The organism is Leifsonia sp. CL147 (assembly GCF_900114565.1).
Taxonomy (GTDB): Bacteria; Actinomycetota; Actinomycetes; order Actinomycetales; family Microbacteriaceae; genus Leifsonia.
Map to the genome: position 1 here is coordinate 14,893 of NZ_FOTM01000016.1, position 22,128 is coordinate 37,020.

Genomic DNA, 22,128 nt, shown 5'->3' on the forward strand with positions numbered 1-22,128 from the left:
TCGGAGCCGGAGCCGTCATGCGCCTCGTGACCTACCGGGAGGGGAGAGATCGGCCCGCCGTCGTCGTCTCCAGCCCGGAGGGCGATCGCCTGCTCGACCTGTCCGGGATCGCGCCGCGCGTCGAGACGATCCTCGCGGACGACGCCCTGCTGGCGCAGGTGCGTGCGGCGGTCGAGACGGCGGATGCCGCCTCCCTGCCGGCACTCGCGAGTGCGGCGCTCGCCGCGCCGGTGACGCCGGGCAAGATCCTGTGCCTCGGCTACAACTACCGGGGGCACGTGCCCGACGGCGCCGACCCGGCGGCGAACGACCCGGAGTGGCCGGACGTCTTCGTCAAGACGCCGAACACCCTCGCCGGTCCCGGCGCCCCGGTCGTGATCCCGCCCGGGGCGACCGACGTCGACTACGAGGGCGAGGTCGCGATCGTCATCGGGCGGCGAGCCCAGCGGGTCCCGATCGAAGACGCGCTCAGCCACGTCGGCGGGTACACGATCCTCAACGACGTGTCCGACCGGGCGTGGCAGCGGCGGCAGAGCCAATGGGCCCTCGGCAAGTGCTCGGACGGGTTCGCGCCCCTCGGGCCGTGGGTCGTCACGCCCGACGAGGTGCCCGATCCGCAGGAGCTGCTCGTCGAGGTGGTCCGCGACGGCGTCGTCACCGTCTCGCAGTCGACCTCGACCACGATCTTCAGCGTGGCGTTCGTCATCCACCATCTGAGCCAGGTGCTGACCCTGGAGCCGGGCGATGTCGTCTCGACGGGAACGCCGCAGAAGCTCCCCGGGGCGCAGCAGGCGCACCGGCCGCTCGCGGACGGCGACGCCGTCACCGTGCGCATCTCCCGGATCGGAGAGCTCACGACCCGTTTCGTGGCCGCGCCGGACGCACCCTCGCGCTCGTACCCCGCTCGCTCGACGACCGGCACCCCGCAGGAGGTCCCCGCATGATCCTCGATTCGTTCCGCCTGGACGGGAAGGTCGCCCTCGTGAGCGGCTCGAGCCGCGGGATCGGCCAGGGCGCCGCGATCGCGCTCGCCGAAGCCGGCGCCGAGGTCGCGCTCCTCGACCGGGGCGATGCGTCCGGGACGGCCGACCGCATCCGCGCGCTCGGTCGCCGGGTGCACCCGATCCGCCGCGACTTCGCTTCGGCAACTCCTCAGGAGCTCGCGGACGCCGTCACCGAGGCCGTCGCCGAACTCGGCGGGCTCGACATCCTCGTCAACAACGCCGGCACGATCCGCCGCGCCCCGGCGGTGGAGTACCCGGCCGGCGACTGGGAGGATGTGCTCACCGTCAATCTGGATGCCGTCTTCCACCTCTCGCAGGCCGCAGGCCGCCATATGATCGCGCAGGGAAGCGGCCGCATCATCAACGTCGCATCGATGCTGTCCTTCCAGGGAGGCGTCTTCGTTCCCGCCTACACGGCGTCCAAGCACGCGGTCGCGGGGCTCACGAAAGCACTCGCCAACGAGTGGGCCGTCTCGGGGGTCACGGTCAACGCCGTCGCGCCCGGCTACATGGCGACCGACAACACCGCGGCCCTGCGCGCCGATGCCGAACGCGAGGCATCCATCGTCTCCCGCATCCCGGCCGGGCGCTGGGGCACGGCGGCCGACCTGCAGGGCGTCTTCGTCTTCCTCGCCTCGGATGCCGCGGCCTACGTCACCGGCGCCGTCGTGCCGGTCGACGGCGGCTGGCTCGTCCGCTGACCTCCGCCGGCATCCTCCGGTCCGAACACCATCCGCCGATCCGAACAGGAGCATCATGGCCACCCCCATCGAGCAGCGCTACGCGACCAACCCTGCCCAGATCCCGGGCATGACGACGCAGCAGCTGCGTGACTCATACCTCGTCCCGGAGGTGTTCGTCCCGGGCGAGATCCGCCTCACCTACACGCACCACGACCGCATCGTGCTCGGCGGCGCGACTCCGGCCGGGGGTGTGCTGGAGCTCAGCGGCTACCCCGAGATCCGCAGCGACTACTTCCTCGAGCGCCGCGAGCTGGGCATCGTCAACGTCGGCGGCACAGGAACGGTCACGGCGGACGGCGAGGTGTACGAGCTGGTGAACGGCGCCTGCCTGTACCTGGGCCGCGGCATCCGCGAGGTGTCGTTCGCCGGCGACGCGGCGCAGTTCTACCTCTTCTCCGCTCCGGCGCACACGAGCCACCCGGCCGCGCTGGTCTCGCCGGGCGAGGGCACCGTGCGGGAGCTCGGCGACCAGCTGACGAGCAACCGGCGCACTCTCAACCAGTACATCCACGAGAACGGCATCGCGAGCTGCCAGATCGTCATGGGCGTGACGCAGCTGCACCCCGGCTCCATGTGGAACACCATGCCCGCTCACACGCACGACCGCCGCACCGAGTGCTACCTGTACTTCGACGTACCGGAGGACGCGCGCGTCATCCACCTCCTCGGTGAGCGCCAGGAGACCCGCCATCTCGTCGTGGCCGACCGGCAGGCGATCATCTCGCCGAGCTGGTCGCTGCACTCGGGGGTCGGGACCGCTGCGTATTCGTTCGTGTGGGCGATGGCGGGCGAGAACCAGACGTTCGACGACATGGATGCTGCGCCGGTCACCGACCTCGCGTGAACGGGATGCGGCCCGCGGGCCGCATCCCGCAGGCCGCATCCCGCAGCCGCAGAAGAACATCGCCTCATCGTGGAGGCGGAGAATGGAGACACAGATGTCCGAGGCGATGACGCTCCGCGCGAGGTCCGGCCGGAAGATCCGCGGGCCGGTCCTGACCGCATTGGCGAGCGCCGCGCTGGTCGCGGCATCCATCGGCTTCCCGGCCGTCGCGCAGGCGGCCGTGACCGATCCCGTCGTCGTCACGGTGAACGGCGCGGACGTGGCCGCAGCCGCCAAGAACGTCAACGGACTCACCTTCAAGGGGTTCGGCCTGCTCTCGGGCAACTCGACCAGCTCGCTGCTGATGGACTACAAGGCGCAGCATCCCGACAAGTACTGGCAGCTCATCCAGACGCTCTTCGGCGGGTCCAACCCGATCATGAACACCGTCAAGATCGAGATGGGCAACGACCGCAACACGTCCACGGGCCCGGAGGCGGCGACGATGCGCACCCGCGCCGAGTACCCGAACGTGCAGCGGGAGCCGGGGTTCCAGCTCGCGGCCGACGCCCAGAAGGTGGCCGCGGGCACCGTGCATGTCAGCCTCCTGCGCTGGAGCCGCCCGACGTGGGTGGCGACGGACGCCGACCAGTACATCTGGTTCAAGAACACGGTCCTCGCCGCGTACCGCGAGTACGGCATCATGGTCGACTCGATCAACCCCGACACGAACGAGACCAGCACCCCGAACACGTCGCTCTACGAGTCGTTCTCGGGCTGGCTGCGCAACGACACCACGGGGTACGAGGGCGCCACCGCCGGCGACCCCAACGACGGCTTCGCGAGCGCCGAGGAGGCGCAGCTGTTCCACCGGATCAAGACCATCGCGGCCGACACGGTGGGCACGCCGCCGCTGTCGTTCGGCAATGCCATGACGGCGACGGACCCGACGCTGCGCAACGCCGTCGACGTGGTCGGCTTCCACTACAGCAGCGCGGACGACTCCAACGGCAACCTGAAGAAGCTCGCGCAGCAGTTCGACAAGGAGGTGTGGAACTCCGAGGGCCAGTCGACCTTCTCGAGCTCTGCCGACCGGCCGAACAACAACGCGAGCGACGAGGCCGGCGGCAACGGCACCCAGTTCGGCGGCACCAACAGCGCGCTCGAGATGGGCAACTGGATCACGACCGGATTCGCCGCGGCCAACCGCACCTTCAGCATCTTCCAGCCCGCGATCGGGTCGTTCTACGACGGCATGCAGTACTCCTCGAAGGAGCTCGTGAGCGCCCGCGACCCGTGGTCGGGCTGGACCTACTACGACGGCGGCCTGGACGTCCTCGCCCAGTTCACGCAGTTCGCGAAGCTCGGCTGGGAGAACCCGGACAACACCGCCGGGATCTGGCGGGCGATCCCGCAGGCGTCCGCCAGCCAGCTCGGCACGGGCAACCCGCCGAGCGGCGCCCGCACGGGCGGAGCCTCCTACACGACCCTCGCGGCGCCGGATGCCTCCGACTTCTCGACGGTCATCGTCAACGACAGCAAATACACGCGCACCTACACGATCGCGGCGAACGGGCTGAACCTCGGCGACGACACGACGATGGAGCTCTGGGAGACGCGGGCGGCGGATGCCGGCCAGGCGTACGACGCGAACTACCTGAAGCCGGTCGACGAGCTCTCGCCGGCCGCCGACGGGTCGTACACGTTCACCGTGAAGCCGTGGTCGACGCTGACCGCGACGACGCTCGACCACGCCACGAAGGCGGCGGACGGCTCCCTGACGCCGAAGGCGGGCTACGGCAACACGCTGCCGACCTCCACGGAATACACGGGCGCTGACGGCGGACGTGACGTGCTCGACACGGATTCGTCGGGCGACACCAACGGCGTGACCGGCGACGCGTACCTCTACGCCGACGACTTCGACTACGCGAACGAGGGCGACGTCAAGACCTACGACTCCGCGACGGGTGCGCTCGTCGACAGCGGCGAGTCCTACCTCGACAGCCGCGGCGCCAAGCCGAAGCCGGCCGGAACGCCGGGTGTGTCGGCCGCCGACGAGGGCGCCACCCCGCGCTACACGGACGACACGAACGGCGCGTTCGAGTCCGTCGCCACCAGCGACTCGGCGCACGGGCGCGTGCTGCGCCAGCAGGTCGGCCCCGGCATGGCCGGCGGCGCCTGGAACGCGGGAGACCCGAAGACCACGATCGGCGACGGTCGCTGGGCCGACTACACCGTGTCGGCCGACGTGCGGTTCGAGGCGACATCCTCCGGCGAGTACGCCACGATCGGCGCGAGGGAGCAGGGCGGCACGGCGAACGGGCAGAATGTCTCGGCGGCCGAGCTGAAGGTCGACCCGACGGGCGCCTGGACCTTCGCGCGCTTCGGCACGACCGTCGCCAGCGGCACCGTGGCGGGCGACGCCGGCGTCGCGTTCCAGTCCGGCGCCGGGGTCTGGAACACCCTCGCGGTGACCGTCGCCGGGTCCGTCTACAGCGCATCCATCAACGGCAAGCAGATCACCACGTACACGGATGCGTCGCCCCAGGCGACCGGCCGCATCCAGCTCGGATCGAGCTTCGACTCCGTCGACTTCGACAACCTGAAGGTCACCACCGTGCCCGGCTACACGCCGTACTACTCGCAGCTCATCGACGGGATGCACCAGACGAGCTGGGCCGACCGCTCGACGCCGGTCCTGCAGTTCGACAGCGGCTGGAGCAACGTCAACGGCCAGGGAATGTTCGAGTACCAGCGCACCGCCTCCAACAGCACGCGCCAGGGCGCGTCGATGACGTACACGTTCACCGGCACCGGCCTGGACATCATCGGCACGAACACGGGCAAGCCGACGCTGAACGTCACCGTGGACGGGAGGCAGGTCGTCGGGAACGCGCCGACCCTCGCCTCCGGAAGCGAGCGCACCGCCTTCGAGCTGCGCGGCCTGAGGAACGGCACGCACACCGTGGTCTTCTCGACGGCGAACGCCAGCCCGATCGACGTGGATGCGGTGGGCGTCATCACGGCGAACGCCGACTCGACGAAGGTCGACACGACCGCGCTCGCTGCCGCGGTCGCGAAGGGCGATGCGCTCAACGCGGACGATTGGGGCACGGACTCGTGGTCCCGCGTGAGCGCGGTGCTGACGGATGCACGAGCCGCGGTCGCCGACCCGTCGGCATTCGGCCTCGACGCGGAGGGTGCCGCCGCGATCGGCGCCCGGCTGACGTCGGCGATCGACGCACTCGTGCCGAAGGACGTCAGCACGGACGTGCGCGATCTCGGGATGACCGCTGTGCCCACAGCCGGCCGCTCGCTGCCGAAGACCCTGTCGATCGACGGGTCGAGTGCGGCAGTCACGTGGGATGCCGCATCCCTCGCCGGCGTCGCCTCGACGGCCGAGCTCGGGAGTTTCACGGCGACAGGACGCACGACGGACAAGACCTCCGCCGGCGTGTACCAGCGCTTCAGCGTCGTCGTCCTGATGGTGCCCGCGAACCTCGCGTACTTCATCGACTCCGGCTCATCGACGTCCTCCGCGCCGTCGGCGTATGCAGCGGTCGCAGGACTCGATCCGTACCTCCAGAACACCGCCGCCGACCAGAAGTGGGACGGCACGACCGCGGGCTCCACCTGGGGATACTCCACCGCAGCGACCACCCTCGCCGCCGGCACGCCGACCGACTGGGGCTCGTCCTACATCGGCGCCGACTACAACAAGCCGGTCACGTACCATCTGAGCCTGCCCGCGGGCAGCTACAACGTGGTGGGGGTGCAGGCGCCGCGTGCCGGCCTGACGACGAACATCTACTCGAAGGTGGGCGTCCACGGCGGCACGGCGACGACGGTGACGGCGGCCGCGAACGGGACGGCGACCCCGATCGCCCAGCGCATCACGCTGGATGCGCCCGCGGTCGTCGACCTCGAGTTCGGCACGAACGGCACGAGCGGCTACAACGCGCGGCTTGCGCTCGCCTACGTGCAGACGCTCCCGCGCGACCTCGGAGTGCAGGGGACGCTGGGCCTGAAGGATGCGCTGCCCGGCACGGTGAAGGTCGACGGTGCGGACACGGCGGTCACCTGGGACGACGCATCCGTCGCGCGGCAGCGCACCCTGTACGGCAAGCTCTCCGTCTCGGGCACGATCGGCGCCGACGCGGTGCCGGTGGTCGCCTCGTACGAGGTGATCCCGATGGGTCTCGTCTACTTCATCGACGCGGGCACGAACGGCGTCGCGTCGCCGGAGTACACCGCGGTGAAGCAGTCGGTCCCGACCCTCCTCAACGACACCGTCGACCAGGCGCAGCCGGCCGCCGGCCAATGGGGCTACGACCCCGACGGGATGGTGACGAAGGCGGCGACCGACATCGCCGACAAGTACTCGACGGGGCTGTACCAGAACACGACCCGGCTGACCTATCACCTGCCCCTCGACGCGGGTACGTACACGCTCACCGGCGGTTTCACCGAGTGGTGGAACCTCTCCCGGTCGATGTACCAGACGGTATCGGTGAACGGCACGGAGCTCGCGAAGGGCAGCATCCCGCTGTCCGGTACGAGCACGCCGCTGGCCGAGGACCTCACCTTCACGCTGGATGCGCCGGCCACCGTCGACTACGTCGTCACCAACGAGGGCGCGGGAGGCGAGAAGCCCGTCATCTCGTGGCTGGCCGTGGCCGACATCACCAAGCCCGCGGCTCCCGCCGACGTGACGGCCACCGCGACCGGCGACACGTCGATCAGGGTCTCGTGGGCCCCGTCGTCCCCAGCGGGCCTCGGGTTCACGGGGTACCGGGTGTACGACGGGGATTCCAGTACCCCGGCCTGCACGACGTCGAAGACCTCGTGCACGATCACCGGCCTCGACCTCGGCTCGACGCACACCTACACCGTGACGGGCGTCAACCAGGTCGGCGAGGGCTCGCCCTCCGCGGCCTCGGACCCGGTGACGCTTCCGGAAGTGGCGTCGAACGACGGCGCGACCTCGGCTCCGGGCACGGCGGTCCTCTCGTCGAACGACGGGTGGAACAACGGGTTGAAGGACGGCACCTTCGACGTCACGATGAACCTGTGGTGGGGTGTCAACGGCCAGTTGTTCAAGCTCTACCAGGACGGCACGCTGGTGAAGTCGGTCCGCCTCACGATGATGTCGCCGCTCGGCCAGCGGGCGGTCGTGCCCATCGACGGCCTCCCGAACGGCACCTACACATTCACCGGCGAACTGGAGAATTCGCAGGGCACGACGGCGACCCGGCCGCTCACCGTGACGGTGACGGATGCGTCGCCCGGCACACCCGTGCTCTCCGCGAGCTCCCCGCGTGCAGACTCCTTCACTCTGTCGGCGGACCTGTGGTGGGGGACCAACGCGACCTCCTACACCTTCCGGGAGGGGTCCACGGTCATCGGTTCGGGCAGCCTGACGGCCGCCACCCCCGGCGCGCAGCATGCATCGGTGGTCGTCACCGGCGCAGCCGCCGGAACCCACACATACACGGTGACGTTCACCAACGCTGCGGGCTCCACCACGAGCAGGCAACTCTCCGTCAGGGTGCGCTGATTGCGGCACCCTTATCCTTCGCCCCGGATCCGCGTACCGTGTCGCGGAACAGAAGGATGCATCAGGACCGATGGAGGAGGACCCCATGGGCATCGAGGACAAGTTCGACGCGGCCGGTGACAAGCTCAAGGGCAAGGCCGACGAGGTCATCGGCAAGGCCACCGACGACGAGTCCCGCGTGATCAAAGGCAAGGCGGAGCAGGCGAAAGGAAGCGTCAAGGACACGGTCGCCGACGTGAAAGCCCACGTGAAGGACAGTGCGGACGAGGCGCGCGCCGACCGCGCGGACGACACGGACGTCCCGTACGACGGCGCCGATCGAGGCAACCTGGAGTAGCGTCCTCCGGCGCTACCCGCCCCCGTGGAACGCCGCCACTCCCGTATCCGTGCCGATGAGCAGCAGCCCGAGCGCCGTGCTCGGGCTCGCGAAGTGCGGCACGGACTCCCCGACCGGCAGCCGCTGAAGCAGCGCCCCGGTGGAGGCGTCGAACTGGCTGAGCGTGCCGTCCGGGTATCGCGCGGCCCAGACCGTCCCACCGATGACGATGGGCGGGCCGTTCGCGCCCGCCAGCCGCGGACCCGCCTCATCTCTGCTGAGATCCACGGTCTGGATGCCGCCGTCGCTGCACGGGACGAACAAGCGGTTCGCCGCCTGGTCGTAGGCGGGGCCGCCGTCGGGGTCGCTGCCGCAGATGCCGCTGACGGTCGCGACCACCGACAGGTCGGACTGGCGGAGGACGAAGCCGACCTCGGTCTTCCCGACGACGAACACCTGGCCGCCGGGCAGCAGCACGGGGTTCCCGGTGCCCAGGTCGTCGTCGGCGCCCGCGGTCGTGTCCTTGAAGACGGCCAGGGGCTTCAGGTCGGGTGAGAGCTTGACGACGCTCTCCGCGTACTCGACCGTGTCGGGGCCGCCCGAGGGCGGGTCCGGGTTCGAGTTGCCGGTCGACACGTAGAGGTTCCCGGCCGCATCCACCGCCGGCGCACCGCCGCCCTGCCAGATCGCGCCGCCGTGGCCGTCCGGGGCCGCCTCGAAGGAGACGAGACCGGGTGCGCCGGTCTCATTCACGCCGACGACCCAGCCGTGGTAGGTGCCGCAGTCGCCGTAGTTTCCGCCGTACGAGACGTAGACGCGGCCGTTCGCGACGGCGAGCGACGCGCGCTGAAGCAGGTGGACCGGTTCCTCAGCGCTGGGGAGGGGCGGATCGACCGGCTCCGTGAGCACGACCTTGCCCGTGGCCGGGTCGAATCCCTCCAGCTGGTGATGCACCGCTCCTCCACCGGTGCTCACCTCGCCCACGACGAAGACCGTTCCACTGGCCGGGTCGACGGCGGGCGTGCTGGTGACACCGAGGGGGTCGATGTTCCCGCAGCCGGCGACCCCTCCGACTTCCGTCAGCGGCGACCCGAGGGAGGCCGACCACACGATGTTCCCGGTGCCCGGGTCGAGTGCGACCACGCGGTTCGTCTCGGTGGCCGCGAACACGCGGCCGCCCGCGACCACAGGCTGCCCGAAGACCGCACCGCCGAGGTCCGCAGACCAGGCCCGCGCGAGGGAGGCGAGCGACGCGCCGGCGACCACGGCCCCGGTGCGCGAGGGATCGGCGTGGTATGAGGACCAGGCCGTGATGCCCGGCACCGCGACGGCGACCGGGGCCGGAGGCGCGGACGGGGTCGGACGGGAAGGCGACGAGGCTGACGGCGCACTGGGTGCACGAGAGGTCGTGGCCGGAGAAGGCCCCGACGGCGAGCATCCAGCCAGGACCAGACCCGCGACCGCGACCGCGGCCGCGACCGCGACCGCGACCGCGCCCGCCCCGAGGCGAGCCGCGGTGCGACCAACGGCCCCCCGCCTCCCGCGGTACATGGCGTCAGCGTACGCCGGCGGCCGCAACCGGACCACTCCGACCGGCCGCCGCGGCAGCCGGCGCGCCGGCCGCCGCGCCGGCCGCCGCGCCGGTCGCGCGGCGGCCGCCCGGACCCAGCGCCGTGCGCGCCCGGGTGCACGCGCGCGCCCCCCGTGCACGCACCCGCGCCCGCGCGCGTCCCCGCGCGCGTCCCCGCGCGCGTCCCCGCGCGCGTCCCCGCGCGCGGGCCCGCAACCGCGCCCGCGCCCGCACTCGCGCCCGCCCCGCCCCCCCCCGCCCGCACCCGCCCCCACCTCAGGTGCGTGTGCTGCGGTTTGTAACGTTTGCGGCTGCTCGCCCGGCCGCACACGTTCCGAACACGCGCACTCCCCGTCGCACGAGCCCGAATCGCCGAGGTGGCCGGCTGTGGCGGGCCGCCGGGCGCCGCCTCCAATCAGCTCGCCGGTCCCGGGTGGGCCGGCCTCACCATCCCGGCATGATGTCGCGACCGCGAAGGAGATTCGAACCGATACCGTTCGAATCTCCTTCACTACTGCCATTCGAAGGAGATTCGACATCCGATCTCCTTCGATTCCTCCCGCACGGAGTTGCGTTGCGCCGCCCACTGTTCTTTAATCTGCGTATGGATGCAGATAAGGCGATATGCGGTCGTCTCCCGGACAGTCAGTTCGTCGAGTTCGCCGTCGAGGTGTTCGGGATGCTGGCGGATGCGACGCGCGTCCGGATCGTGCTCGCCCTGAAGGATGCGGGGGAGCTGTCGGTGAACCATCTGGCGGACATCCTCGACAAGCAGCCGTCCGCGGTGTCGCAGCATCTGGCCAAGCTCCGCCTGGCCCGCATCGTCTCCACGCGCCAGGACGGCCAGCGCGTGTTCTACAAGCTGGAAAACGAGCACGCGAGCCGCCTGGTGACGGATGCGATCTTCCAGGCGGAGCACTCCCTCGGCGGGACCCCGCGGCACCACCATCCGCAGGCCGCTGCAACCGAGGAGGCCGCCTCATGAGTGGGACGCACGTCCACCCGCACGACGACCACGCCCACGACGACCACGCGCACGACGGTCACACGCACGAGGGCCACGCGCACGAGGACCACGCGCACGAGGAGCACGCCCACGACGGTCACACGCACGACGACCACGATCACGCCCACGATGGTCACACGCACGAGGACCATGATCACGACCACCCCCACCCCCACGCCCACCCGCACCCGCACGGCGGCGTGAAGGGCTTCCTCTACGACCTCTTCGTCCCGCACACCCACGACGCCGCCGACTCGGTCGACGACGCTCTGGAGGCCAGCAAGGCGGGCGTCACCGCAGTGAAGGTCTCGATGTTCATCCTGCTCGGCACGACGCTCCTCCAGTTGGGCTTCGTGCTCTTCACCGGGTCCGTCGCGCTGCTGGCCGACACCATCCACAACTTCGCGGACGCTCTGACGGCCGTCCCGTTGTGGATCGCCTTCGTCCTCGGCCGCCGCCTCGCCACCCGGCGCTACACCTTCGGCTACGGGCGGGCCGAGGATCTCGCCGGGCTGTTCATCGTCTTCGTGGTGGCCCTGTCGGCGGTCATCGCCGGATGGGAGGCGATCGACCGGTTCGTGCATCCGCGTCCCGTGGAGAACGCGGGGTGGCTGATCGTCGCCGGTCTGATCGGTTTCGCCGGCAACGAGCTCGTCGCCATCTACCGCATCCGCGTCGGCCGGAAGATCGGCTCCGCAGCGCTGGTGGCCGACGGCGTGCACGCCCGCCTCGACGGCATCACCTCGCTGTCGGTCGTGCTGGGCGCCATCGGCGTCCTCCTCGGCTTCCCCCTCGCCGACCCGATCATCGGTCTGCTGATCGCGATCTCCATCCTCGTCCTCCTGTGGGGCACCGTGAAGGCGGTCGGTGCACGCCTCATGGATGCGGTGGACCCGCAGCTGGTCGAGCGCGTCGAGCGCGGCCTCGAGAGCGTCGACGGCGTCACGGGGGTCGTCGTCGTGAAGCTGCGCTGGGCCGGTCACCGCCTCCTCGGGTCGGCCATCGTCACGACCGATGCGGTGAGCCTCCACGACGCCGGCCACGTGGCCGAGCATGCGTCGGAACGGGTCCGTCGTGAGCTGCGCACCCTCGACGACTTCGTCGTCACCCCGGTCTCGCCGGGCCACTGACCGCGCCGGCGGCCGCGGGGCAGGAGTGCCGCCCGGTCACCCGCCGCTCTGCGCGTACGGCAACTGCCCGACCGTGTCGTTCGCGAGAGCGGCGCCGACCGCGGCCGTGGCCGCGGGGTCGAGGTTGACGATCGACTGCCCGTCCGACGACGTCCCCGTCCCGTCGGTCGGGAGGGTGAACGAGTGGATGCTGCTGGATCCGCTGAGCCGCATGCTGGCCGCGAGGGCGAGCATCGTCGGGAGGTCGAACTGCTGATCGACGCTGACGTACGAGCCGGCTGTGGATGCGAACGAGATGAGCGCGGCAGGATTGGCCAGGACGGACCGGCTCATCAGCGTCGTGGCGAATCCGCGGAGGAGTGCCTGCTGGTCGGCGACGCGCTGGTAGTCCGCGGTCGGAAACGCGTAGCGCTCGCGCGAGTAGGCGAGGGCCTGGTCGCCGTCGAGGTGGTTCATCCCCTTGACGAACGTGTAGTGCGGCGACTTGACGGTCGTGAAGGCGACCGGGCTGTCCACATCCACGCCGCCGAGCGCGTCGGTGATCTCTTTCAGGCCCCCGAAGTCGATGATGGCGACGTGGTCGATGCGGACGCCGAGCAGCTGTTCGACGGTCTGGATCGTCAGCGGGGTTCCGCCCCAGGCGAGGGCCGCGTTGATCTTGGCTGTTCCGTTGCCCGGGATGGGGACCCACAGATCGCGCATGATCGAGATGACGTAGACGTTCTTCCGGTCGGCGTCGATGTGCACGAGCATCATCGTGTCCGATCGCTGATTCGTCACGCCCGTCTGCCCGACCTTCGTCGGCGCACCGCGCGAGTCGGAGCCCAGAAGCAGGATGTTCTCGGCACTGGTCGGGGCGGGAGCGGGCCGGGTGGTCGCGGGCGGGAACGCGTGCTGGATGCGCGTCACGTGCGAGTCGAACGTGGTGGCGACGCTTCCGGCGTAGAGGGCGCCGGTGCCGACCAGTGCGGCGATGGCGAGGGCGGCCGCGGCGATCAGAGCGGTCACGGCCACAAGCCACGGACTGGTGTGCCGATGCGTGGGAGCGTGCGCGATGTGCCAAGCCATTTCCGTGCTCCGCGTGGCGCCGGAGCCGATCACCCCCTCCAGGAATCGCGTTAGGTGAGAATTGCTCACTTGAGCCGAGTGTACGTCCGCTTTTCCGTTCTGTCCCCCTTAATGCGGACATAGTTGTCCCCCAGTTCGGGGGAGGACTCCAAACCCCGGCCCATCGCAAAAACGGAGGACTTCCCGCGCCCACGGGCGCGCTGACGCCTCCCTTTCCGGCACTCCGGGGGTCGCGCCGTCGGGAGTCCCTCCGTTTCCGACACTCGCCCGCGGCACTCCAGAACGGCCGCGCGGGCCAAGCCGACGATGGGGATCGTCGCCGTCGGCCTGCTCATCGCTGCCTTCCTCGACCGCCACGAGGAGGACACCCACGACGAGGCCGCGTGAAGGCGCCGCCAGTCCAGCAATACCTCTCGAGGTGGATGCCGGCGCCGGCCGGCAGGTGCATCCTGAACCGCATGTGGGTTCATCGGACCGTGTTCGCCGTCGCCGCCTACGTCCTGTTCGCGCTGGCGCTGGGAACCGTGTACTTCGTCGTGCAGCACGACGGCAGGAACGCGGTCGAGGACGGCCCGCGAGCGCTGCTCTCCGCGGCGGACACCAGCGGTCAGCCGGAACACCTCGATCTGTCCGGCTACCAGGGAGTCTTCTGGATGCGGTACGACGCGGGCGACCGGCCCACCGGCGGGAACGGCTACCTTCACGGGTCGCTCGCCACCGTCCCTCGCGGCGTGCTGGACGACGCCCGCCGCAGCGGTGAGGATGCGGTCACCTGGCAGCCGGCGCAGGGGCTGCGGTTCGCGATCGTCGCCCGGCCGCAGCCCGGTGGGGATGTCGTGGTGGCCGGGCAGTCGCTCGAACGGACCGAGCTGCGCGCCTCCCAGACGCTGATCGTCATCGTGCTCGCCCTCCTCGGCGGGCTGGTCGTCGTCGGCGCCGCGATCGGGGTGGATGCGGTGATCGCACCCGCCGCTCGGCCCGCCCGCTGATCCGTCCCCGCCCCTCCCTCCCGCGCCCATCCCGCGCGCGACTGCGCCGTTTCGGAACGTCCGCGGGTGCGCGAGCAGCAGCAGACGTAACGAACACCCGCACTCACCGCCAAACGGCCGCCCGACGGCGAGACCGGCCCGGCCCTACTTCCGCCTCACGGCGTAGCGGTGCTCCGGCCGACCGGTCGCGCCGTAGCGGAGCTCCAGCCGGAGGACATCGCTCTGCTCCAGCTGCGTGAGCGCCCGCTGCGCGGTGGCACGACTCACCCCGATGGCGGCGGCGACATCGCTCGCCGAGATGCTGCCCCCGCTGCCGGCCACCGTGTCGTACACGGCCTGGAGGGTGGGCGCCAGGCGGCGCAGGGACTCGGTCTGCGCGGCGGGCGCCGAGCGCAGCAGCTCGAAGAATCGGTCGATGTCCTGCTGGGTCGCCTCCGCCGGGAACTCGGCGAGGTCGGTCTGGGCCTTCCGGAAGGCGGCGAGCCGGTCGGCGAGCTCGGCGAAGCCGAACGGCTTCACGAGGTAGTACAGCGCGCCGAGCTGGACCGCGCGGCGCACGGTGGCGAGGTCGTTGGCGGCCGAGATGACGATGACGGCCGGCGGGAGCGGCTCGGCGAGCAGCTTCCGGATCACTTCCAGCCCGTCCTCGTCCGGGAGGTAGATGTCCATCAGGACGAGGTCCGGGTGGAGCGCCGCCGACCGGCTGAGCGCCTCCGCTGCCGTGTGCGCCTCGCCGACGACCCGGAAGCCGGACGTGGCATTGACGAAGTCGACATGGACGCTCGCGACGCGGAAGTCGTCGTCGACGACGAGGACGGTGAGCTCGTCGATCATCGGACCACCTCCTTGTGCGGCGACGCGACGCGCGGAAGCACGACGGTGAAGGTGGCGCCGTGGTCGCAGGAGACCTCGACGGTGCCGCCGAGCTTCGTGACCGTCCGGTGCACCAGCGAGAGGCCGAGCCCGTGGTGCCGCTGGAGCGTGCCGCGCTTGGTCGTGTAGCCGTTCTCGAAGATCCGAGGGATGTCGCTGCTCGCGACCCCCGGGCCGTTGTCCGTGACGCGCGCGATCAGCTGCTCGGCCGATTCGATGACGCTGACGACGACCCGTCGTGGACCGGGGGATCCGGTGAGGGCGTCGAAGGCGTTGTCGATCAGGTTGCCCAGGATGGTCGTCAGTGCCTGCACGCGGTCCGGCGCCTCCCCGAGGTCGGTGTCGGGATCGATGACCAGCTCGATCCCGCGTTCGTTCGCCTCGGCGGCCTTGCCGAGCAGCAGCCCGATGATCATCGGTGCGCCGATGTGGGTGCGGAGGGTCGTGTCCAGGTCCGCCGTCGTTCCCCGGATCTCGTCGAGGTACTGACGGGCGTCCTCCGTCCGCCCGAGCTCCAGCAGGCCGGACACGGCGTGCATCCTGTTGGCGAACTCGTGCTGCTGGGCGCGGATCGACTCGGTGAAGCTGCGCTCCCCGTCCAGCTCGCGCGTCAGCCCGGTCAGCTCGGTGCGGTCTTGCAGCGTGACCACGGCGCCGTGCTGCCGCCCGCCGATCGAGACCGGCATCCGGTTGACCACGAGCACGTAGTCGTCCGTCACGGCGATGGCGTCCTTCACGGCACTGGTCCCGGTGAGCGTCTCGCGGATGGGCGTGGCAGCGAGCACATCCTCCAGATACTGACCGCGCGCACCCTCCGGGAGGTGGAGCAGCCGCTGGGCCTCGTCGTTCACCACGGTGATCCGGCCGGCCGGGTCGATCGCGATGACCCCCTCCCGGATGCCGTGCAGCGTCGCCTCCCGCTCCTGCAGGAGGCGGGCGATCTCATCAAGCTCGAGCCCGAACGTGCGGCGCTTGAGCAGGCTGGCGAGGACGAAGGAGGCGAGCGCGCCGATCAGGAGGACGACCGCCACCCACGCGGCGTACACGGGCAGCTCGGACAGCAGTTCGCTGCTGACGCTGCTCTCGAGGATGCCGACCGACACCTCGCCGACGATCTTCCCGTTCGTCCCGTAGAGGGGCACGCGGGCGTTCGCATTCACGCCCGTGGAGCCGGGGTCGGTGCCGAGGTGCACCTTGCCGTCGGCCGCGACGACCGGTTCGGAGACCTTCTGGCCGATCAGTGCGACATTGGGATGCGAGTGCCGCACCCGGTTCATGTCGATGACCACGACGTAGGCCGCGCCCGTACTGCCGGCGGTCTGCGACGCCAGCGACTGGATCGTGTTCGCGCACTCCGGCCCGCCGGAGGTCATGCACGCCCGGATCTCGGGGATGCCCGCGAAGGTCTGGGCGATCCCCGCCGCCCTCGCCTGGTAGTCGGTATCGAGGTTGCTGCGCGCCGTCTGCGCGAACAGGACGAAACCGATCGCCATGGAGGCGGTGAGGATCGCCACTTGAGCCAGCAGGATCTGGCTCGACAGTCGCCTGATCCGTCGTCGCATCAGCCAGATTGTGTCACCCCTGGCCGTGGATAGCACGTGAGCAGAACGCACAAAACCTTCCGCAACGCGCAGAACGGAGCGAATGGCGCACAAGCGAGACAGGCGCTTGCGGCTGGCGCACCATCGAGGGACAGACACGAAAGACAGAGAGGTCTTCGAAATGGGTGAACACCGACCCCAAGAATCAGCCGGATCCCCGGGTACCGTCGCTCCCGCCCGCATCGACATCGTCGGGCTGACCAAGCGCTTCCTCACGCCGAAGGGCGAGACCTTCACGGCCATCCGCGATGTGTCGCTGACGGTCGAGCCCGGCGAGTTCTGCGCGATCGTCGGCCCGACCGGCTGCGGCAAGTCGACCACGCTCGCTCAGGTCTCCGGCCTCGAGCACCCCAGTGCCGGATCCGTCAGCGTCGGCGGGCGCCTGGTGGATGGCGTCACCAACGGCGTCAGCTACATGTTCCAGAGCGACTCCCTCTTCCCCTGGAAGACGGTGCTGGCGAACGTGATGATGGGCCCGATCCTGCTCGGCACCCCGAAGAAGGAGGCGACCGAGCTCGCGATGGACTGGCTCCGCCGCGTCGGCCTCACCGGCTTCGAGGACCGTTACCCGCACCAGCTGTCCGGCGGGATGCGGAAGCGCGTCTCCATGGCGGCTGCGCTGATCAACAACCCGCGCATCCTGCTCATGGATGAGCCGTTCGGCGCCCTGGACGTCCAGACCAAGGCGATCATGCAGACCGAGCTGCTCCAGCTGTGGGAGGACCTGCGTCCGTCCGTGCTGTTCATCACGCACGACCTGGATGAGGCCGTCGCCCTCGCCGACAAGGTCGTCATCATGACGAGCAGCCCCGGGACCGTCAAGGACGTCTTCGACGTCGACTTGCCCCGCCCGCGCGGCGATGTGCAGCAAATCCGCCACGAGGAGCGATTCCTCGAGATCCAGGGGCGCATCTGGGAGTCGCTTCGCGACGAAGTGACCCGCGCCTACCAGCAGACAGCAGGAGCGGCAGCGTGACCACCATGACAACAACACAGCAGGCGGCGCGAAGCGGCGTCGCCGACAAGCGCGAGATCGACATGCAGGCCGCCGGCCGGCGAGCCCACACGCGGCGTACGACCTGGATCTGGGTCGGCCGGATCGGGGCGGCCGTCCTGATCCTCGGCGGATGGCAGTGGTTCACTGCCGCCGGCTGGGTCGACAAGTTCTTCTACGGACAGCCGTCGGGCATCTGGGACAGCCTGGTGCACCTCTTCACCGTGGGCACGGCGTTCGGCACCATCTGGGAGAACCTCTGGATCACGGTGCAGGAGGCGTTCCTCGGATTCCTCCTCGGAACCGTCACCGGAGTGGTGTTCGGAATCCTGCTCGGCTCGAGCCGGTACCTCGCCTCGGTCTTCGGCCCGTACATCAAGATCCTCAACTCCATCCCCCGTATCGTCCTCGGGTCGATCTTCATCGTCGCGTTCGGGCTCGGAGTCTTCCCCAAGGTGCTCCTGGCGGCCGTCCTCGTCTTCTTCGTCGTCTTCTTCAACGCCTTCCAGGGCGTCCGGGAGGTCGACCAGGGCCTGGTCGCGAACGTCCGCGTCCTCGGCGCCTCGCCGCTGCAGGTGGCCCGGCACGTGACCATCCCCTCCGCGATGACGTGGATCATCGCGAGCCTTCACACCGCGTTCGGGTTCGCCATCATCGGTGCGCTCGTCGCGGAGGTGCTCGGCGCGCAGCACGGGGTCGGACTGATCATCAGCCAGGCGCAGGGCAACTTCGACCCCGACACCGTCTTCGCCTGCATGGTGATCGTCGCCGTGGTCACGCTCGTGGCCGAGTACCTCATCACCCTCCTCGAGAAGTCCCTGCTCAAGTGGCGGCCGCCGAGCCGCTCCGAGGCGCAGGCGATCTGACCCGCACGACGCGACGTCAGAGCGCCACGAAAAACACAGACCTGCAATGACGCAGACCGCCGGCCCCCGCCGGCGACACGAAAGGAACAGCACTCATGAAGAAACGCACCATCGGTGTCCTCGCCGCAGCGGGCATGGTCGCCCTCAGCCTCGCAGCCTGCAGCTCGGGCGGAGGCTCGGCCGGAGGCAGCTCCAGCGCCGCACCCATGCCGACCGTCAAGATGATGGTCGGCGGCATCGACAAGCAGATCTACCTGCCCTACCAGCTCGCCCAGAACCTCGGCTTCTACAAGAAGTACGGCGTGAACATGGAGCTCTCGACCGAGCAGAACGGCGGCGTGGGCGCAGAGGACGCCATGGCGTCGGGCCAGGTCGACCTGGCCGGTGCCTGGTACATCCACACGGTCGACTTCCAGTCGAAGGGCAAGGACGTCATCAACCTGGTCCAGCTCTCGGGCGCACCGGGTGAGCGCGAGATGTGCTCGCCGAAGAGCGGCGTCACGTCTGCCGCCGACTTCAAGGGCAAGAACCTCGGCGTGACGGACCTCGGTTCCGGCACGGATGAGCTCACCCAGTTCCTGGCGGCCCAGCACGGCATCTCCAAGACGCAGTACACCACCATCGCGGTGCACGCCGGCTCGACGGCGATCGCGGCCATCCAGCGCGGAAGCGCCGACTGCGTCATGACGACTCAGCCGACGGTCGGTGCCCTCCTCTCGCAGCACCTCGCCACGACGGCGGTCGACCTCGCCACCACGAAGGGTGCCACGAAGGCGCTCGGCGGCGCCTGGCCCGCGGCCGGCCTGCTGGCCCGTGCCGACTGGGTGAAGTCCCACCAGGACGCTGCCCAGAAGGTGGTGGATGCCCTGGTCGCGACCATGCACTGGATCTCCACGCACAGCGCCACGGACATCGCCAACAAGCTGCCGCAGGACTTCGTGCAGAACGCGACGATCAGCAAGCAGCAGTACATCGATGGGCTGACGCAGGACAAGGGTCAGTTCCTGCCGGACGGCATCATGCCTGCCGGCGGACCGAAGGTCATCTTCGACATGGAGAAGACCATCGGCGTCGACACCTCGAAGATCTCCTACAGCAGCACCTTCACCCAGAAGTACGCTGACGCCGCCAACAAGCTGGAGGGCTTCACCCCCACCACGAAGCCGGCCGGCGCGAACGGCTGACCCACTCCGGAGGGTATCCCCCAGGGGCGCCAGCCCGCCTCGCCCTCCGGCTCCCCGATCGGCCCACCAGACCTCAACCTGGTGGGCCGATCTCTTTCGTGCCGTTTTCGTCGCGCCCACGTCGCCCTGGGCTGCGCGCACCCGCCATTATGGCGCGATCCGGACCATGACGTCGTCGCCGGTGATCATCGTCTCGACACGGTGGTGGAAGGTCTCGATGATCTCCTGGACCCGGCTTCATCAGACACGCCCTGGGCCTGTGGCAGCCCTGGCCACGGCGCCCTCACGCTAGTTCCGCGTTGATGGCGGGGACCGAAGAGCCCCCTGGCATTTCAAATTCGCGTTTTACATCGAAGCATCATCATTATCAGTAGTTTGACCGGATATGATTCAATCTCAGCTCGATTCGGCGCGGAGATTGCGCGGGTCGGATCAGAACGAGGGAGCGTTATGCCGGCAGGGAAAATCACTTCCAGCACAGCGGGTGCCGAGGCCGCCGTGAATGAGTTGGTGGGTATCGATACTTCCGGCTACGCGGATCAGCAGGTCACGTTCGGTTTCACGACCGGCATCGCTGGAATGGACGCCGGTCGCGATGTTACAAACCAAATGTTCCAGACCGTCAGCCAGTTTTGCGCTGCTGTCCTCGGGCAGGCGAACAAGTTCCCGGAACTCGCCGCCAGCATCGAGAAGCGTGATGTTGCCGACGGCGAGCGTTGGGGGAACGCACCGTGAGCGGGGATAAGAGCGCGAACGAACGCTTCGAACTCGACGCTCAGATCCGCAGTGTTGAGCGGCAGGAAGACGAGTTCTCCGACCTGCGGAACAGTTATCAGCGTTCGTTGGAGCGCTTTCAGGAACAGTTTCGGTCGGTGTCCCGACGAAGGGAAGCGTCGCTTCACCAGAGCCTGCAATGGGGCAGTAGCGTCGCGCAGCGAGAACTGGAGGAACAACAGGAGCTTCTTTTTCAGATGGATCGGTATGTGAACGACGCCGCTGAAGAGTTTGAGCAGGTGAATTCCCAGGTGCGGCGGTCTCTGGATGATGAACGCGAGCGGCTGATTCGGGAGAAGGGCGAGCTGCCATGGGAATAAGGTTCGGTGTCGCCGATTCGAGCAATCTCATCACCGCGATGCGCAACAACGTCGCGACCGCGAATGCGATCATCGATCGGCTCACGTCCGGGTCGCTGCATCTGATGGCTCAGCTGGAGACGGGCGTTTTGCAGGGGGCCGCCTTCACCGCCGGGCGAGGTTTGTTCGGTGAGCTGATTATCCCGGGGATCTTCAAACTCAGCCAGGCCGTCGACGATGTCCAGGCCGAGCTCGGATCGTATGAGCACGCGCATTCCGTTCTGGCCGAATACGGTGATCTCGATCATGACGAGCTCACGCAAGGCCTCCAGGACGCCAGGGAGCAGCTCGATCTCATCGACCGGCAGATCAAGCTCGTCAAGGACGTGTACTCCGAGGCGTTCGGGTTGTTCGGGGATGCGGTGAACGACATGCTGTCGGGGACCAGGGCGCTTGAAGATCTCAGGGATCAGGTCGAGGATGCGATCAGGATCATCAAAATCAAAACTGAGAAGCTCGAATGGTTCGTATCTGACGTATCGAATTACTTCGCCGACAGCGTGCAGGTGATGCAACTCGCCGTTGCGGCAGCCCTTGAGCTGAACAAGGTCGCCGTCGAGGCGGATGGCAGTTACTACACCGGCGGCGTGAACCTCGCGGTCTTCCAGAGCTTGCGCAATGCGAAGGTATCCACGCACGCCCACCCTGCCGGAATCCCTGACGGCCAGGTCGTCTACGACACTCTGCAGATCGACTCGTCGTACAGCTACATCAAGCTCATGGAATGGCTCTCGTCGCACGCATCGGAGAAGCTTCGCGCTCTAGCGCTTTCCGACCCAGGACTGTTCGATGCCATCCTCCGAGACGGCATGAATTTCAAGGACGGTAATCCGTGGGGGCTCCTCGGCACTTTCGCTCAGTTCTGGAACTCCTGGGACAACGGCGCCGCCCTCGGGGGCGGCTTCGTGTTCCTCGACAAATTCGCAACCGACGGCGAATGGGACATGAAGCGCTACCTGGCCAGGGAGCACGGCTTCACGTCGACCTACTTCTACCTCCACGATGATCGGGGCAGAGTCGTGCGATCGGATGTGTACGGCAACGTGATGTACGCCTTCATGCTCGCCCACTGGGGAGTGAGCGTGGAGACGGCATTGAGGGGTGCGAACTCGAAGAACACCGGTGTCAACGCCGGGATCACCGATGACGACCTGGACGATCGTGCCGTCAAATTCGGCTATGAGCTGTACAAGAAATATCCGAATGGAATGACCGAAGCACAGTACTTCGATGAGCTGGCGAATGCGAAGCTCGCGGAGTAGCGCGGG

Annotated in this window: 18 protein-coding genes; 14 read left to right on the forward strand and 4 right to left on the reverse strand. The window is 68.9% G+C overall.

Annotated elements, in window-relative coordinates:
* Window positions 1-17: 17 nt before the first annotated feature.
* From BM287_RS13355 to BM287_RS13375, 5 genes are all read left to right on the forward strand, one after another.
* On the forward strand, window positions 18-944 hold the full coding sequence (locus BM287_RS13355; protein WP_090040627.1) for a fumarylacetoacetate hydrolase family protein: 927 nt from the start codon (window positions 18-20) through the stop codon (window positions 942-944).
* Complete coding sequence (gene kduD / locus BM287_RS13360) at window positions 941-1,705, forward strand: 2-dehydro-3-deoxy-D-gluconate 5-dehydrogenase KduD (protein ID WP_090040625.1); 765 nt, start codon at window positions 941-943, stop codon at window positions 1,703-1,705. Before BM287_RS13355 ends, kduD begins: the two co-directional genes overlap by 4 nt.
* A gap of 55 nt (window positions 1,706-1,760) precedes the next feature.
* Window positions 1,761-2,591, forward strand: a complete 831-nt coding sequence (kduI, locus tag BM287_RS13365; protein WP_090040623.1) for a 5-dehydro-4-deoxy-D-glucuronate isomerase — start codon at window positions 1,761-1,763, stop codon at window positions 2,589-2,591.
* Window positions 2,592-2,685: 94 nt separating this feature from the next.
* A complete protein-coding gene (locus BM287_RS13370; RefSeq protein ID WP_170857552.1) occupies window positions 2,686-8,130 on the forward strand; it encodes a fibronectin type III domain-containing protein in 5,445 nt (1,814 codons plus the stop codon).
* Window positions 8,131-8,215: 85 nt separating this feature from the next.
* Window positions 8,216-8,467: a CsbD family protein gene (locus BM287_RS13375; RefSeq protein ID WP_090040656.1), complete on the forward strand. Its 252-nt coding sequence runs from the start codon at window positions 8,216-8,218 to the stop codon at window positions 8,465-8,467.
* Window positions 8,468-8,479: 12 nt separating this feature from the next.
* Here the strand turns inward: BM287_RS13375 and BM287_RS13380 are convergent, their stop codons facing one another.
* Window positions 8,480-9,997: an outer membrane protein assembly factor BamB family protein gene (locus BM287_RS13380; RefSeq protein WP_090040619.1), complete on the reverse strand. Its 1,518-nt coding sequence runs from the start codon at window positions 9,995-9,997 to the stop codon at window positions 8,480-8,482.
* Window positions 9,998-10,620: 623 nt separating this feature from the next.
* Here BM287_RS13380 and BM287_RS13390 point away from each other — a divergent pair.
* Complete coding sequence (locus tag BM287_RS13390; RefSeq protein ID WP_170857553.1) at window positions 10,621-11,001, forward strand: ArsR/SmtB family transcription factor; 381 nt, start codon at window positions 10,621-10,623, stop codon at window positions 10,999-11,001.
* Entirely contained in the window at window positions 10,998-12,152 is a 1,155-nt protein-coding gene (locus BM287_RS13395) for a cation diffusion facilitator family transporter (RefSeq protein WP_090040617.1), read from the forward strand. The genes BM287_RS13390 and BM287_RS13395 overlap by 4 nt, the downstream gene beginning before the upstream one ends.
* Before the next feature lie 36 nt (window positions 12,153-12,188).
* On the opposite strand, the gene BM287_RS13400 is transcribed toward BM287_RS13395, so the two are convergent.
* The gene (locus tag BM287_RS13400) at window positions 12,189-13,160 is read right to left on the reverse strand and encodes an LCP family protein (protein ID WP_244528279.1); all 972 of its coding nucleotides are present in this window, start codon (window positions 13,158-13,160) and stop codon (window positions 12,189-12,191) included.
* Between the two features lie 518 nt (window positions 13,161-13,678).
* Here BM287_RS13400 and BM287_RS13405 point away from each other — a divergent pair.
* Window positions 13,679-14,209 (forward strand): hypothetical protein, encoded by a 531-nt coding sequence (locus tag BM287_RS13405; protein WP_090107337.1) that lies wholly within the window; start codon window positions 13,679-13,681, stop codon window positions 14,207-14,209.
* A 144-nt stretch (window positions 14,210-14,353) separates the two neighbouring features.
* Here BM287_RS13405 and BM287_RS13410 read toward each other — a convergent pair whose 3' ends face one another.
* Together BM287_RS13410 and BM287_RS13415 are read right to left on the reverse strand one after the other, a co-directional pair.
* Window positions 14,354-15,043: a response regulator gene (locus tag BM287_RS13410; protein WP_090040613.1), complete on the reverse strand. Its 690-nt coding sequence runs from the start codon at window positions 15,041-15,043 to the stop codon at window positions 14,354-14,356.
* A complete protein-coding gene (locus BM287_RS13415) occupies window positions 15,040-16,644 on the reverse strand; it encodes a sensor histidine kinase (protein WP_170857554.1) in 1,605 nt (534 codons plus the stop codon). Before BM287_RS13415 ends, BM287_RS13410 begins: the two co-directional genes overlap by 4 nt.
* A 160-nt stretch (window positions 16,645-16,804) precedes the next feature.
* Between BM287_RS13415 and BM287_RS13420 the strand changes: the two genes are divergently transcribed.
* From BM287_RS13420 to BM287_RS13445, 6 genes are all read left to right on the forward strand, one after another.
* Window positions 16,805-17,659, forward strand: coding sequence for an ABC transporter ATP-binding protein (locus BM287_RS13420; RefSeq protein WP_090040651.1), 855 nt, complete (start codon window positions 16,805-16,807; stop codon window positions 17,657-17,659).
* A gap of 5 nt (window positions 17,660-17,664) precedes the next feature.
* Window positions 17,665-18,543 carry an ABC transporter permease gene (locus BM287_RS13425; protein ID WP_090040649.1) on the forward strand — a complete coding sequence of 293 codons (879 nt, stop codon included), beginning with the start codon at window positions 17,665-17,667 and terminating at the stop codon, window positions 18,541-18,543.
* Window positions 18,544-18,638: 95 nt separating this feature from the next.
* Entirely contained in the window at window positions 18,639-19,727 is a 1,089-nt protein-coding gene (locus BM287_RS13430) for an ABC transporter substrate-binding protein (protein ID WP_090040609.1), read from the forward strand.
* Window positions 19,728-20,177: 450 nt separating this feature from the next.
* Window positions 20,178-20,462 (forward strand): TIGR04197 family type VII secretion effector, encoded by a 285-nt coding sequence (locus BM287_RS13435; protein ID WP_090040605.1) that lies wholly within the window; start codon window positions 20,178-20,180, stop codon window positions 20,460-20,462.
* A complete protein-coding gene (locus BM287_RS13440) occupies window positions 20,459-20,821 on the forward strand; it encodes a hypothetical protein (RefSeq protein WP_090040603.1) in 363 nt (120 codons plus the stop codon). The genes BM287_RS13435 and BM287_RS13440 overlap by 4 nt, the downstream gene beginning before the upstream one ends.
* Window positions 20,812-22,122: a polymorphic toxin type 44 domain-containing protein gene (locus BM287_RS13445; RefSeq protein ID WP_090040601.1), complete on the forward strand. Its 1,311-nt coding sequence runs from the start codon at window positions 20,812-20,814 to the stop codon at window positions 22,120-22,122. Before BM287_RS13440 ends, BM287_RS13445 begins: the two co-directional genes overlap by 10 nt.
* Window positions 22,123-22,128: the final 6 nt, after the last annotated feature.

Bases quoted from the DNA above. Each gene is read 5' to 3' on its own strand.
- BM287_RS13355 (WP_090040627.1), top strand. From the start codon at position 18: ATGCGCCTCGTGACCTACCGGGAGGGGAGAGATCGGCCCGCCGTCGTC.
- kduD (WP_090040625.1), top strand. From the start codon at position 941: ATGATCCTCGATTCGTTCCGCCTGGACGGGAAGGTCGCCCTCGTGAGC.
- kduI (WP_090040623.1), top strand. From the start codon at position 1,761: ATGGCCACCCCCATCGAGCAGCGCTACGCGACCAACCCTGCCCAGATC.
- BM287_RS13370 (WP_170857552.1), top strand. From the start codon at position 2,686: ATGTCCGAGGCGATGACGCTCCGCGCGAGGTCCGGCCGGAAGATCCGC.
- BM287_RS13375 (WP_090040656.1), top strand. From the start codon at position 8,216: ATGGGCATCGAGGACAAGTTCGACGCGGCCGGTGACAAGCTCAAGGGC.
- BM287_RS13380 (WP_090040619.1), bottom strand. From the start codon at position 9,997: ATGTACCGCGGGAGGCGGGGGGCCGTTGGTCGCACCGCGGCTCGCCTC.
- BM287_RS13390 (WP_170857553.1), top strand. From the start codon at position 10,621: ATGGATGCAGATAAGGCGATATGCGGTCGTCTCCCGGACAGTCAGTTC.
- BM287_RS13395 (WP_090040617.1), top strand. From the start codon at position 10,998: ATGAGTGGGACGCACGTCCACCCGCACGACGACCACGCCCACGACGAC.
- BM287_RS13405 (WP_090107337.1), top strand. From the start codon at position 13,679: ATGTGGGTTCATCGGACCGTGTTCGCCGTCGCCGCCTACGTCCTGTTC.
- BM287_RS13410 (WP_090040613.1), bottom strand. From the start codon at position 15,043: ATGATCGACGAGCTCACCGTCCTCGTCGTCGACGACGACTTCCGCGTC.
- BM287_RS13415 (WP_170857554.1), bottom strand. From the start codon at position 16,644: ATGCGACGACGGATCAGGCGACTGTCGAGCCAGATCCTGCTGGCTCAA.
- BM287_RS13420 (WP_090040651.1), top strand. From the start codon at position 16,805: ATGGGTGAACACCGACCCCAAGAATCAGCCGGATCCCCGGGTACCGTC.
- BM287_RS13425 (WP_090040649.1), top strand. From the start codon at position 17,665: ATGACAACAACACAGCAGGCGGCGCGAAGCGGCGTCGCCGACAAGCGC.
- BM287_RS13430 (WP_090040609.1), top strand. From the start codon at position 18,639: ATGAAGAAACGCACCATCGGTGTCCTCGCCGCAGCGGGCATGGTCGCC.
- BM287_RS13435 (WP_090040605.1), top strand. From the start codon at position 20,178: ATGCCGGCAGGGAAAATCACTTCCAGCACAGCGGGTGCCGAGGCCGCC.
- BM287_RS13445 (WP_090040601.1), top strand. From the start codon at position 20,812: ATGGGAATAAGGTTCGGTGTCGCCGATTCGAGCAATCTCATCACCGCG.